Genomic DNA, 12,023 nt, shown 5'->3' on the forward strand with positions numbered 1-12,023 from the left:
CAGCCACCCTCCAAGACTATTGATTGTCTTTAGGGCAACACGCTCCTGCGATTACCCCATGTGGACGCCCCCTCACGGCATCGCTGTGCCAAAGTGGTGTCGTTGACCATCACTTGAACGGAGGCGTCCATGTCGGAATTTAGCATAATCGCGTTGGATCTGGCGAAGAATGTGTTCCAGATGCACGGCGCGGATGCATCAGGAACCGTGCTTTTCCGCAAGAAGCTGCGCCGGGATCAGATCCTTAAATGTCTTGCCGCGCAGCCGACGTGCACGGTCGCAACGCGACTTTGCGGCATGGCTGGGGCTTACCCCGCTGCAGCGCTCCACCGGAGGCAAGCAGAAGCTCGGCAAGACGTCACGTATGGGCGAACGAACCCTGCGACGACTACTGATCATCGGCGCGAGCGCGGCCGTGCGCTGGGCAATGCGCAAAGACTCGACAGCGGATTCTTGGCTTGCGCGCATGCTTGCCCTCAAGCCGCCCATGCTGGTGATCGTCGCCCTCGCTAACAAGATGGCGCGCATCGTCTGGGCATTGATGGCGAGAGGCGGAACCTATCGGGCTCCGGCTGCGGCGAAGTAGTTCCGCGGCAGGGACCGTGAGTGTGAGAAGGTCAACCGGAGAGTATGGCGCACGGTCACGAGACAGGAATGGGAAAACCAGATCATGGATACGCGCCTCGAGCACGCGAAGTTGAATTGGACCCGTTCCGCGAACTCCCATACGGGCCAGCGGCATGTGGCAGCCGCAACAAAAGGCCGAACACATGTCAGCGCCCGACCACGCTCCGCACTCTTCGAAAGCTTCTTCTTGCACCAACGGGGGCGTCTACACATGTCCATGACGATATGGACATCGAGGCCTTCAGGAACTTGAGCATCGATCTCTTTTAAAAACTTCAAGACTCGACTGCCCGGTGGCGCTTGTAGCATTTGCCGATGACGAACCCCGAGGCGACATCGAGCGCGGCAAACAGCGTGGTCGCACCATGCCGCACATAGCTGTGCGTACGACGCTCCGGTATGCCGGGCATCATTGGCAAGACCGGCTGCTCGCGATCGAGTGCCTGAGTCTGGCTTTTCTCATCGATGCTGAGGACAAGGGCTCGGTTCGGCGGGGACAGGTAAAGCCGACGATGTCGCGTGCCTTGTCGACGAGCCGCGGATCGCTCGACAACTTGAATGTCTGGCTACGGTGCGGTTGCAAGCCGAACGCCGACCACATTCGGCGGATCGTGGTGCGGGAAAAGCCAGTTTCCGCAGCCATCGAGCGGATCAACCATTGCGTCGCCTTGGCCGGCGTCGTACGCAGCGTGCGATCGATCATGGCGGCAACCTGATCGTCGTTGATGGTGCGAGGGCGGCCAGGGCGTGCCTCGTCAAGCAAGCCATCACAGCGATCCTTCAAAAATCGGCGGCGCGACTTGCCAACGGTGTGTTCGTGGAGGCCGAGTTCGGCAGCCACAGACTTGCTTGGCAAGCCATCCGCCCACCGCAGGATCGCGCGGCATCGCTCAGGAAAGCAACCGCGCAGCACGATGACGACGAACTTGCCTCTCCAAGTACGCCCGCTCCTGCGGACTCAGCACCAACGGCGCGATCGGCCGGCCTTTCCCACCTGCATTCGCCACAAGCGCTCTCCTCTCTCGAGATTCAAGCTATCAACCAATGCGACGAACTTGCGTTCCGGATGACTAGGGTCTGTACCTAAATAGCGCCACGTGATTCTCTTGCCTACGTGTTGATTCGGGGGCGAGAGAATGCGCGCTGGTTTGTTTTGGCTGAACGACAGGCAATGGGCGCGTATCGAACCGCATCTGCCGAGGGGACTGACGGGGCCGGATCGGGACGACGACCGACGCATCGTCAGCGGCATCATTCACATGCTGCAATCGGGTGCACGATGGCGTGATTGTCCACGTGAATACGGCCCTTACACGACGATCTACAATCGCTTCAATCGCTGGGCCAAGCGAGGACGATGGTGCGCAATCTTCGAAGCGCTGGCCAAGCCTGGCGAAGACGGCGTCGTACTGTCGCTCGACTCGACCTCGATTAAAGCTCACCGGTGTGCCTCCGGCGGAAAAGGGGAAGCACAATCAAGCAATCGGCCGCTCGCGCGGAGGCCGCACGACAAAAATCCATGCGCTGAGCGATCCGCTCTGCCGGCCGGTCGTCCTGCATCTGACTCCAGGCCAGGATGCCGATATCGCTGCGGCTCCCGATGTCCTGGCGCTCGCGCCACCCATGAGCGTGCTCCTCGCCGACAAAGGGTATGATGGCGACAAGCTTCGCGGCGCAATCATTCGTCGTGGCGCCAAGCCCGTAATCCCCAATAAATCTAACCGTGTCGTCATCCATCGCTTCAACAAACGCGCCTACAAAGGACGAAATGTCATCGAACGCTGCTTTGGCAGGCTCAAGGACTTCCGGCGCATCGCCACGCGATATGACAAGCTCGCCCGTAATTTTTTGGCCGCTGTTCATCTCGCCGCTCTCGTCGCATATTGGCTCAATTGAGAGCTGGACCCTAGACTAGCCCCGCCGCATAGAGCGCTTTTGCGACTGACTCGAAATACTGCGAAGGCACCGGGTTGCCGAGCCTTGCCTTGCCGAGCAGCTGACGCGCCAGAACATTGTCCTCCACAATGTTGAGGCGAAGCGCGCGCGCCTCACCAAGCAGCTGTGAAGCAGCTTCACCCTCGCCACGGCAGACCAACACCGGCACACCGGTCTCGCCGCGAACATAGCGCAGACCAATCAACGTTGCCGGTCCCCGCAATATCAACGTGGCCCGGCTGATGCCGAGTGGAGCCTCGTTTGCCGACTCTTGCCGCAGCCGCCGGTGCTCGCGCTTCACCTGCGGATTGCCTTGCTGTTCCTTGTTCTCCCGCTTGGCCTCCGTTTCCGTCATGCGCATGTCCTGCATAAACAACCAACGCTGGATTAGAAGGTCAGCCAATCCGCCGACCAGAAAAGCTCCAGCGGCAATGCCAATCAGCAGTTTAACCTCGGTGAAGACGAAACCAAAACAGCCCATGCCGCAGACTGGCAGGTACACCAGCGCTTTCCAGCTCGCGGTCACGGTTAAAAAGAAGATCGCACCAAGCAAAACCACTTTAGCCAGGGTCTTGCCAAGCTCGATGGCCGAACGTTTCGAGACGATACGCTTCAAGCCTTTGATGGGATCGAGTTTCTCGAGCTTCGGCTTGAGCGGCTCCGAAGCAAACATAAAGCCGCCATTGGCCAGGACATTGGCCAGAAGAGCTGCTGTCACGGCAGCGGCGAGCAACGGAGCGACAGTGGCAATCGAAAGTTCTAGCAAGCCGCTGAGCGCTTGTGGCACCGCGCTTGTGAACGGCTGCTCCTGCAGTTTATCGACCAGCCGGACCGTCTCCTGCCACTTGTCCTCAATGGCACCCGCTCGCCACCACAGACAGCCGAAACCGGCACAGGCGCTGACGCCGCTCACTAGATCGGAGCTGCGCGCGCTCTGCCCCTTCTTGCGCGCATCGCGCAGCTTCTTGGGCGTCGGAGGAAGCTTTTTCTCCTCACTCGTAGAGCTCATTTCAACAGCTTCCTCAGATGATCGAGCATGTCGTTCGAGGTCAGGATTTCAGAACCGGCATATTCGAGCAGATAGACGGTGTAGCTGACCATAATGACCCCGAATGCAACATTCTTGATCATCGGAGAGAGATCGTTCATCTTGAGCTGAGATGCAAAACGGCCGAGCATCATGACCGAGATATCCACCAGCAACAGCAGGGCCAGAACCGGCCCGGCGACCAACAAGGTCGTCATCATGATACGATCGAGAAGGGCAAGACACTCCATTGCCCCTTGCACTGTCAAGGCAGGCAAAAACTGATAGACAGGCCACACTAGGTAGCTGCCATAAAGGCCGCTCACCATGGTCTGCAGCCCGCCGACCAGAACGAAGATCGTAACCGCCGTAACACCGAGAAAGAGCCCGGTTCCAGTCGCTTGGCTGTGCGTCGCGGGATCCTCCCCCGCAACTTGGCTTGAAATTCCTCGTTGGGTATCGATGATGTCGCCGACTGCCTGTATGCTCCATAGTGGAATACTGAGCAGGATGCCGAGCATCAGACCGACGAACACCTCCTTCACGCCAAGCATGGTAACGCTAACCAAGCGCGTGTTCGGGTCCAAGGCCTGCAGACCGAGCTTGATCTGAGCAAGGCAAGGCAGGCCAATCGCAATCGTCAGGCTTCCCCGAATGAGGCCGCTGATACGCGGCCGGGTGAAGACAGGAAGCACCAGCATGATGCCTAGGGCGCGGGCCGCACTCAGGCCGGTTGCGGCGACGAATTCGATCGAGCCCTGAACGAGAACTTGCGCCTCTGCGGGTGACAGGCCAGCCATCCAAGCTCTGCTAGTATCTTGCGGTGAGTGCCGGAAACTCGCTGAAGATGCGCTCGGCCTGGTCGATCAGCGGGGCGCTGAGAACCGGGGAAAAACCGGCGAGCACGGCGACGACAACCAGAAGCTTGACCGTCAGTGGCAGGGTTTGGTCCTGGAGCTGAGTTGCCGCCTGGATAAGGCCAATGATCAGTCCGGAGATCAGAGCTGCGAGCAACGGCGGCAGAACCCAGATCATGAAGAGCACGAGCGATTGACTGAGGTGCGTAAGGATGCTGGCTTCGTTCATGGTCAACCTCCTGGCGTGGTGTAGCTTAGTACTAGCCCGTGCATGAGACGTGACCAGCCGTCGATAGTGACGAACAGAAAGAGCTTGAAGGGGACAGATATCACTGTGGGGGATACCATCGACATACCCATGGCCATCAAAATCGTGGTGACAATCAGATCGATCGTGATGAAGGGAAGATAGAGAAGAAAACCGATTTCGAAGCCCCGCTTGAGTTCGGAAATCAAGAACGACGGCACAAGAATTGAGAAATCATCTGCCGTTACGCTGCCGCGCATCTCCTCCGACCAGACATGTTCGGTGGATGACAGGAAGAAGCGGCGCTGCTCTTCATTGGTGAATTTCTTCAGATGAACACGCAGCGGCTCCTGTCCCTCCTTGGCGGCCATCACCCAGTCATCGAAACTCTGGTAGCGAAGTTGCGGATCGGTAAGGCGGTTATAGGTCTGCTCGAAGACTGGAGCGCTGATGAAGACGGTCAGGATGAGTGCCGCTCCGTAAAGGACGATGTTCGGCGGTATCGATTGAGTTCCTAGCGCATTGCGCACGAGGAAGAGAACAACCGAGACCTTGATAAAGGCTGTAGTTGTGACGACAGCAAAGGCCAGGAGACCAAGGCCGACCGTTATTGCAAGAAGCGCCAGGATGCTGGGTTGAATTTCAGTCATTAAGCGCCAACCTGCCGCGTAACCTGACGGCGAGCTCCTCGCCGATCCGCACGATGTCGCCTCGGCCGATACGTTGGCCGTTCGCAACGATATCGACCGGCCCGTCAAGATGCCGGCCAAGTTCGAACACGTGGCCTTCGTTGATGGTTCGCAAGGTTCCCAACGGCATCGGCCAGCGGCCACATTCGAATACGAGTGTGATCTCGATGCTGTCGATATCCGCCTCTGACGGGGGCTGCTGTTGCATCTGGTTTTGGGGCATCACATCTTCACTTTTTAGAGGGTGGGATCGCAAGCGGAATGGTCCTCGCAGCACCAGCCTGTCGCCGCCAATCTCTGCAGGGGCCCACAATCGGTCTGCAACGAGAACAATTTGGCCTCGCGCGAGTGGAATTGTGTCCGGGAGCAGCGCATCGCCTTGCTCTGCTTGGCGAAGAACGCCGATCGCGACGCGGAGCGAGCCGATATGGCCTGCAACGATGACCGGGAGTTCGGAAAGCAGCCTGGCCGCCTGTCGCGGTAATCGGCCGAGCAGCTCGCCGAGGACGGTGAAAGCCGGAGGCACCGGACCGTCGAACGGAGAGAATAGAAGCAGCCGAGCCTTGCTGGCGAGCTCACCATAGGCGACGTCAAATTCAAGATAAGGCTGCGTACTCCGCGCTTCCTCGGTGCGAACAAGCTGCAGATTCCGCTGCGTCATTCTTTCCAGCGCAGCAAGCAAGGGTTCAAGCGCAAGTTCCAGGACCAGCGAACGCGCCGGCTCAGAAGGTAAGGTAAGCCCATTCTGCACGGTCCGAACCAGCGCTTCCGCAAGCTTACCCGGCAAGGACAGGATCAAGGTTTCACCTTCTACTTCGAAGACGCAGTCGAGCATCGGTGCCGCAGCCGGCTCCGCCTGCCAGACGGTCCGGCTCACGCGCACAGATAGCGGCTTCTCGCCGAGGAGGCCTTGTAGAGGCGCACGCAACGCTGTGATCTCGTTAAGCCACGAGGCCACTGCGTGCGACAGGATCAGCGACGGCATGAAGGCTGCGCGCTCAGCCGGCCGGTCCGAGGCCGGTGCGGCTTCCGCGCCGCAGGCCCCGAGCTCGCGCGTGAGAGGATCTGCAATCATGCTGGCTCACCTCCCGTCTGCCCTGACGGGCCGCGCCGGTAGCGGAGCAAGACTTCATCATCAGCTTCGATTTCGGCGGCGGCTTCGAAATGAGCACTCGTGGTGCGCCGAACGTCTTGATCAATCTCACGCCATTTCTGGCTCGCCGCTGAACGCCTGGCCCAAACGGCCCTCGCCTCAAGAACCGCAGTCTCAGCTTGCGCCTGAGCAGCACGGGCATTTTCAAGAACCTGCTGCGCCGCTGCAATCTCGTCTGTGAGCCGGCCGATGATGAGATGATAGCGCCGCTGCAGCTCGCAAACAGACATCGCATCGGCTGCTAGCATCTCCCGATAGAGCTCTGCCTCGAGCTTTGCCCGGCGCTCTTCGGCATGTGTAAGATGCTCGAAAGCTCGTTGGACAGCTTGGATCGCAAGGTGGCGCTTGGCTTCCATGTTAGACAATTCACGAATGGCGCTTCGCTCCCGCATGTCCTTTACGAGCCGCAGCTTCGAGGCGTGAACGGGACTTAGGCGGTCAGACGCGATATCCATGCGATCGTCTCCTCAAAGCTGCACGCCTCACCCTGCCCCTGGCGCAGAAAGGCCCGCAGTTGCTCGATCGAGGCGATCGCCCGATCGGTCAGCGGATCAGAGCCTTGTTTGTATTCACCGACCTTGATCAGGAACTCGGCCTCAGCGTACCGTGACAGCAGATCACGGAAAAAGGATGCCGCCTTGCGATGCGGCACGGACACGATCGCATCCATGACGCGGCTGCGGCTCGACAACACGTCGATCGCCGGAAAATGCTCCCGGGAGGCCAACGCGCGGGAGAGAATAATGTGGCCATCGAGGATGCCGCGTGATTCTTCCGCTATCGGATCACCCGTGCCGTCACCTTCGACAAGCACAGTATAGAAGGCCGTAATGGAGCCATGCTCGCCCATGCCGGCGCGCTCCAACAAGCCCGGCAACAGTGCAAAAACGGATGGCGGAAATCCGCGCCGGGTCGGCGGTTCTCCTGCGGCAAGTCCGATTTCACGCATGGCGCGGCTAAAGCGCGTCAAAGAATCCATCATCAGAACGACGCGAAGGCCCTGATCACGAAAATATTCGGCTAGCGCTGTCGCCATGTGGGCGCATTGGGCCCGCTCCATCGCCGAACGGTCGGAAGTCTCCACCACAACGACGGAACGGTGAAGGGCTTCGCCAAGATGACGTTCGATGAATTCACGCACCTCTCGACCGCGCTCGCCGATCAGCGCAACGATAGTGACGTCGGCCGCTGCGCCTCTTACGATTTGCGACATCAGCGTCGACTTGCCGCAACCGGCATCACCATAAATTCCGATCCGCTGACCTTCTCCGCATGTGAGAAGACCATCCAGGACACGGACGCCGAGCGGGAACGGCTGTTCAATCGCGCGCCGTTTCATCGGATTAGGCGCCCTGCCGCGCAGCGGTCTGGCTTCGCCGGCTTTTATAGGGCCCTTGCCGTCGAGCGGCCGGCCAAAACTGTCGATCACGCGGCCGAGCAAATCGGGGCCGGCAGCCACTTCCTGCATTCGCCCGGTCGTCACCACCTCTGCGCGATTGGACAGCCCCACCATGTCCCCGATGGGCGTGAGTAACACCCCATCCGGCAACAGACCGATTACCTCGGCCTCGAGCGACCATCCGCTGCGAGGATCCTGCAATAAGCACAGTTCTCCGACCCTGGCCTCCGGCAAGACGGCGTGCAGCAGCGTGCCCACGGCCCGCGTGATCCGGCCGCGGACAGCGCGTGTATCGATGTGCTTGGCGGAAGATCTTAAGGATGAGAGTGCGGCCTTTACGGTTCCTTCTGCGGCCGCGGCATGATGGGTCGGTCGTTGCACGGTCACGATTCAGCTTCCTCCGTCAAGCCAAAGCCGAGGCGCAGCGCGCGCAGCTGCGCGGCAAGCCCAAGATCGACGTTGCCGAACTCGCTCCATAAAACACATTGGTCCGCGCTCAGCGCCGGATCCGCCTCAATCCTGAGCTTCGGCCGGCCCTCAAGTCCGTCATAATCCTTGAACTCACTGGCTAGCAGGTCGGCTTTCAGTGGGGATACGTGAACGCAGACCTCCGTGTTTTTATATCTTTGCTCGATGGCATGACGAACGCACTGGACCAGCATCTTGCCCGAATCAAATGCGCCAAGCAGATCGCGAACGATCTCAAAGACCAGTTGCGGCAATTCCCGCTCCAGAACCGCCTTGCGTTGGGCCAGTTCACAAGTCGCCTGCGCAATCAGCCGGGCCATTTCCTCTGCGCCAGCCTTTGCACCCTCGGCGCGGCCCTGCGCACGTTCCCGCTCATAAGCCAGGCGTGCCCACCCTCGAACCCGCTGCAGATGCCGCTCGGCAGCGGCCAGCGCCTGTATGGCATCGTGCCAGATCTCAAGCTGCGCAGCTGGGATCAGCGGTCCAAGAGCCCGAATCTTCGGGGCCGCGGGTGGTGCGAGGGCATCGGCCGTCATGCCCCAGCATCCTCAGTGCGCAAATGAGCCATGACGAGGGAAAGCAGCGGGCCTGCTGCGCTACGGTGCTCGGCAGTTGAGCTCTCGGCGGCCGTCCCAGCGGGCAAGCGTAGAAGCACGCGGATACGAGCAAGCGATGAAGTCTCTTCGAGCCAAGCGCCGAGACAAGCATGCCCGTCATATTCGATCTGTCGGGACAATTGCTCTGGATCGGCGATCGGGGCCGTTGCGACGGCGCAGGATAAATGCCGGACTGCGAAAGCATGCGCCTCGGCACCGATCAACTCCACCAACACAGGCAGATCGTGCCTGGAGAACAGCTTGAGGATGGAGCGTGCATGCCAAATGCCGCCCGCGAGCAGCGCAGCCCGCCGCGGATCATGCCCCAGGAGAGCATCTTCGCTCCAGTCGCCGCAGCTCACCTCCCCCTTGCTGCCCAAAAGCAGTTCGGCGAGCCTTGGCTGTAGCCTGGCACTCTGCTGTAGCCGAGCCAAAGTGGAAGGTGAAAGCAGCGGGTCAAGAAGCCCGGCGAAACGACCGGGATCGGCCGAGGCAGCAAGCTCGCGCAGCCGATCGGCTGCGAGCGTGAACGAGCGATTGGTTTTTGTGGCTGTGGTTGACATTGATGGCGGCATGAGCGTCCAGACTATGACGCATCAGCAATCATCTTGCCCGCCGCTTGGTCAGCAGACAGGCGCGAGCCCCTACCGAACACGCTCAGCTTACGCGATGATTTTCCAAACTGACGCATGCGCGGGCCCAGCAATACGCAAGCGACGATGCCGAATACCGCTCCGGCGCTTCCTACAGCAAGCGCAAGTAACGGCGATGAGCCGGCTCTTGCTGACTGAGCCACAGGGACTCCCGGACCGGCAGACTGCTCGACTGGAGCGCGCTCGACCGGCACGAAGACAACGGCGACCTTGTCATAGGACAGCCCTTCAATGCTGTTTGCGACGAGCATCTTGATCTGCGGCAATAGTGCCGAAAGCCTCGCGCTGGAGCCATGTCGAATGAAGACCGATGCCGAGGATGGGGTCGCACCTTGCCGCAACAAGTCGTTCTTCGGCAGAACGACGTGAACGCGTGCTGAAAGGACGCCATCTATATCGCTGATCGTGCGCGACAATTCTTCGCTTAGAGCATAAACGTATCGTGCCCGCTCCTCGATCGGCGAGGCAACGAGGCCCGATCCCTTGAACACCTCGCCGAGATTCTTGAAGGATTGGCGCGGCAGCCCCTCAACATTGAGCAGGTCAATCGAATAAGCGAGCTGCTTTTCCTCGACCTGGATTGTGCTGGTTCCGTCCTTGGCGACAACACGGACAGCATCAACGCCCTTGCCAAGGAGAAGCGCGAGCATCTCATTAGCCTCGCGCTCCTGAATTTTGGTGTAGAGATCGGTCTTACAGCCGATCAGCGAGAGGAGAAGGGGCATAGCAAGAAACACGCGAAGCCGTCGCCACGATTGACGGCCGCCGGAGCTCCCCCTCTTCATATCGCCAGTCATCAGCTTACTCAGCCGGCCGATAGCAGCTTGTTTAGCGACGAGCTGACGGCGCTGGTGCCCTTGGAGACGAGGGAAACCTGAACAACGTCTTTGTAGACGTCTCGCAGATTCGTCATCATCGATTCGAAATCAGCTCCAACCGGCTTAACAGCCGCATTGGCTCCGGCGTTATCCGCCGGCAAAAGTGGCTGCGCAGCCGGCCCAGGCTGCACCCCATTTACGACAGCCGGCGCAATCGCCGGAGAAACGGCTCGACCCTGGTAGATGCCGGAAAGGGTTTGGAGGATTCGGTCGCCCGGCGGACTTGCCAGCACATTCGTGCGCTGGACCTCCAATATCGGAGGAGTCGCTGCGGGTGGATTCGCGGTCGGGAAAGCAGACCCCTGATTGGGAGCTACTTGCGCCAGGGACTGCTCGAAACGCGCCTGCTCGCCAGCAGCTGCCGGAGAGCAGGCACCGGAAAGACAACCGGCTGAACTGGGAGGGATCGGCGTTGCGCCTAACAACATGGAGTGTGTCATTGTGCTGGTTTGATGACCTAAGCTTTAGCCGATGAACCGATCAAGTTCATAGGCTGCCGAGCTGACGAAAACCTGACGGAGATCAGGTTGACTTGGTCATCTAATGATCACGTTTGGCTTCCAAGCTGCGGCGAAACTCTAACTTCATAATGAGCGGAAGGCGTCAAGGAATGCTCGCGCGGTCCACGGTGGTACATATCTTAAAAAGAATTTTTTGTGCCGGTGTTCTCATCTGTGTCGGAATTTTGCGCACGTCTGCTGCATCCCTTTCGCTGCCGCCCGCCCCTTATAGCTACACCGTTCTCGATCAGGATCTTGCTGCGGCGCTGCAGGAGTTCGGAAACAATCTCAATATCAGGGTCAATGTCAGCGCCGACGTCAGGGGCCGGATTCGTGGACGAATGCCGGACCTGCCGCCACGAGAATTCCTTGACCGTTTGACTGCTTTGTACAATCTCCAGTGGTACTATGACGGACTTGTCCTTTACATCTCCGCCGCCCAAGAGGCGCAAAGCCGGCTCATTGTATTGAACCCAATCAGCTTCGATGCGCTCAAGGCCGCGCTCGACGCGCTCAACATCTCGGATGAGCGCTATATCGTGAAACCTGCCCCGGGAGAGGGCCTCATCCTTGCTTCTGGCCCACCCAGATTTGTTGCGCTGGTGGACCAGACCCTCAAGGGCCTTGTGGCGGAAGCGCAGGCCCGGCGCAGTCCCGCCGCCGAGAGGTCACAACACGAGTCGGTTTTGATGTTGTTTCGCGGCTCCTCGAGCACGGTCTTCCGGGACGGGCGGCCGGAAGCTTCTCCCGAAACGCCGCTTCATGGGGGCGCTGTGCGCGAAGCCGGTCCAGGCCAGAAGTGATGGTCGAAGATGCAAGACCGCTCCGACTGAAGTCGCATCCGATCGTCAGCTTTTCGAAAGCTAAAGCCCCCAGCATGAGCCTGCGAGGTCTTGACGGCTGCCCTGCTTGAGGCAGCCCGATAGATGGATAAGAGACCGGATGCTCGAGGGAAATTGGGTAGCGCTGCCTTCACGCAGTGCGAGGCATTAAA

The 12,023-nt window shown here is 59.7% G+C and carries 13 protein-coding genes and 2 pseudogenes; 3 read left to right on the plus strand and 12 right to left on the minus strand.

Features of this window, described 5'->3' with window-relative positions:
• Window positions 1–256 precede the first annotated feature (256 nt).
• Window positions 257–586, plus strand: a pseudogene (locus ACVJ19_RS01155) (transposase); the annotation flags it as partial.
• A gap of 254 nt (window positions 587–840) precedes the next feature.
• On the opposite strand, the pseudogene ACVJ19_RS01160 reads toward ACVJ19_RS01155, so the two are convergent.
• Window positions 841–1,634: pseudogene (locus ACVJ19_RS01160) on the minus strand (IS630 family transposase); the annotation flags it as partial.
• Between the two features lie 129 nt (window positions 1,635–1,763).
• Here ACVJ19_RS01160 and ACVJ19_RS01165 point away from each other — a divergent pair.
• Window positions 1,764–2,523, plus strand: a protein-coding gene (locus ACVJ19_RS01165; protein WP_109866547.1) for an IS5-like element ISBj2 family transposase whose coding sequence is annotated in 2 segments (ribosomal slippage) — window positions 1,764–2,092 and window positions 2,091–2,523 — 762 coding nt in all. Because the reading frame shifts where the segments join, the coding sequence is not laid out codon by codon here.
• A gap of 10 nt (window positions 2,524–2,533) precedes the next feature.
• Here the strand turns inward: ACVJ19_RS01165 and ACVJ19_RS01170 are convergent.
• Genes ACVJ19_RS01170 through ACVJ19_RS01220 form a run of 11 tightly spaced genes read right to left on the minus strand, consistent with a single transcriptional unit; the run spans window position 2,534 to window position 10,969 of the window.
• A complete protein-coding gene (locus ACVJ19_RS01170; RefSeq protein WP_011084630.1) occupies window positions 2,534–3,571 on the minus strand; it encodes an EscU/YscU/HrcU family type III secretion system export apparatus switch protein in 1,038 nt (345 codons plus the stop codon).
• Window positions 3,568–4,389 carry a type III secretion system export apparatus subunit SctT gene (sctT, locus tag ACVJ19_RS01175; RefSeq protein ID WP_011084629.1) on the minus strand — a complete coding sequence of 274 codons (822 nt, stop codon included), beginning with the start codon at window positions 4,387–4,389 and terminating at the stop codon, window positions 3,568–3,570. The genes ACVJ19_RS01170 and sctT overlap by 4 nt, the downstream gene beginning before the upstream one ends.
• Before the next feature lie 10 nt (window positions 4,390–4,399).
• Entirely contained in the window at window positions 4,400–4,675 is a 276-nt protein-coding gene (locus ACVJ19_RS01180; RefSeq protein ID WP_011084628.1) for an EscS/YscS/HrcS family type III secretion system export apparatus protein, read from the minus strand.
• A 2-nt stretch (window positions 4,676–4,677) separates the two neighbouring features.
• The gene (gene sctR, locus ACVJ19_RS01185; RefSeq protein ID WP_011084627.1) at window positions 4,678–5,343 is read right to left on the minus strand and encodes a type III secretion system export apparatus subunit SctR; all 666 of its coding nucleotides are present in this window, start codon (window positions 5,341–5,343) and stop codon (window positions 4,678–4,680) included.
• The gene (gene sctQ, locus ACVJ19_RS01190; protein WP_011084626.1) at window positions 5,336–6,457 is read right to left on the minus strand and encodes a type III secretion system cytoplasmic ring protein SctQ; all 1,122 of its coding nucleotides are present in this window, start codon (window positions 6,455–6,457) and stop codon (window positions 5,336–5,338) included. Before sctQ ends, sctR begins: the two co-directional genes overlap by 8 nt.
• Window positions 6,454–6,990 (minus strand): hypothetical protein, encoded by a 537-nt coding sequence (locus ACVJ19_RS01195; RefSeq protein ID WP_011084625.1) that lies wholly within the window; start codon window positions 6,988–6,990, stop codon window positions 6,454–6,456. Before ACVJ19_RS01195 ends, sctQ begins: the two co-directional genes overlap by 4 nt.
• Entirely contained in the window at window positions 6,966–8,321 is a 1,356-nt protein-coding gene (gene sctN / locus ACVJ19_RS01200) for a type III secretion system ATPase SctN (protein WP_011084624.1), read from the minus strand. Before sctN ends, ACVJ19_RS01195 begins: the two co-directional genes overlap by 25 nt.
• Window positions 8,318–8,938, minus strand: coding sequence for a type III secretion system stator protein SctL (gene sctL, locus ACVJ19_RS01205; protein WP_453947809.1), 621 nt, complete (start codon window positions 8,936–8,938; stop codon window positions 8,318–8,320). Before sctL ends, sctN begins: the two co-directional genes overlap by 4 nt.
• Window positions 8,935–9,573, minus strand: coding sequence for a nodulation protein (locus ACVJ19_RS01210; protein WP_011084622.1), 639 nt, complete (start codon window positions 9,571–9,573; stop codon window positions 8,935–8,937). Before ACVJ19_RS01210 ends, sctL begins: the two co-directional genes overlap by 4 nt.
• 11 nt (window positions 9,574–9,584) lie before the next feature.
• Window positions 9,585–10,448, minus strand: a complete 864-nt coding sequence (sctJ, locus tag ACVJ19_RS01215) for a type III secretion system inner membrane ring lipoprotein SctJ (protein WP_011084621.1) — start codon at window positions 10,446–10,448, stop codon at window positions 9,585–9,587.
• 8 nt (window positions 10,449–10,456) lie between these two features.
• A complete protein-coding gene (locus tag ACVJ19_RS01220) occupies window positions 10,457–10,969 on the minus strand; it encodes a nodulation protein NolB (protein ID WP_011084620.1) in 513 nt (170 codons plus the stop codon).
• A 170-nt stretch (window positions 10,970–11,139) separates the two neighbouring features.
• Here ACVJ19_RS01220 and ACVJ19_RS01225 point away from each other — a divergent pair, with 170 nt between their 5' ends.
• Window positions 11,140–11,832 carry a secretin N-terminal domain-containing protein gene (locus ACVJ19_RS01225; RefSeq protein ID WP_020608155.1) on the plus strand — a complete coding sequence of 231 codons (693 nt, stop codon included), beginning with the start codon at window positions 11,140–11,142 and terminating at the stop codon, window positions 11,830–11,832.
• Window positions 11,833–12,023: the final 191 nt, after the last annotated feature.

This window comes from Bradyrhizobium sp. USDA 376 (assembly GCF_054063675.1).

Bases quoted from the DNA above. Each gene is read 5' to 3' on its own strand.
- ACVJ19_RS01170 (WP_011084630.1), bottom strand. From the start codon at position 3,571: ATGAGCTCTACGAGTGAGGAGAAAAAGCTTCCTCCGACGCCCAAGAAG.
- sctT (WP_011084629.1), bottom strand. From the start codon at position 4,389: ATGGCTGGCCTGTCACCCGCAGAGGCGCAAGTTCTCGTTCAGGGCTCG.
- ACVJ19_RS01180 (WP_011084628.1), bottom strand. From the start codon at position 4,675: ATGAACGAAGCCAGCATCCTTACGCACCTCAGTCAATCGCTCGTGCTC.
- sctR (WP_011084627.1), bottom strand. From the start codon at position 5,343: ATGACTGAAATTCAACCCAGCATCCTGGCGCTTCTTGCAATAACGGTC.
- sctQ (WP_011084626.1), bottom strand. From the start codon at position 6,457: ATGATTGCAGATCCTCTCACGCGCGAGCTCGGGGCCTGCGGCGCGGAA.
- ACVJ19_RS01195 (WP_011084625.1), bottom strand. From the start codon at position 6,990: ATGGATATCGCGTCTGACCGCCTAAGTCCCGTTCACGCCTCGAAGCTG.
- sctL (WP_453947809.1), bottom strand. From the start codon at position 8,938: ATGACGGCCGATGCCCTCGCACCACCCGCGGCCCCGAAGATTCGGGCT.
- ACVJ19_RS01210 (WP_011084622.1), bottom strand. From the start codon at position 9,573: ATGCCGCCATCAATGTCAACCACAGCCACAAAAACCAATCGCTCGTTC.
- sctJ (WP_011084621.1), bottom strand. From the start codon at position 10,448: ATGACTGGCGATATGAAGAGGGGGAGCTCCGGCGGCCGTCAATCGTGG.
- ACVJ19_RS01220 (WP_011084620.1), bottom strand. From the start codon at position 10,969: ATGACACACTCCATGTTGTTAGGCGCAACGCCGATCCCTCCCAGTTCA.
- ACVJ19_RS01225 (WP_020608155.1), top strand. From the start codon at position 11,140: ATGCTCGCGCGGTCCACGGTGGTACATATCTTAAAAAGAATTTTTTGT.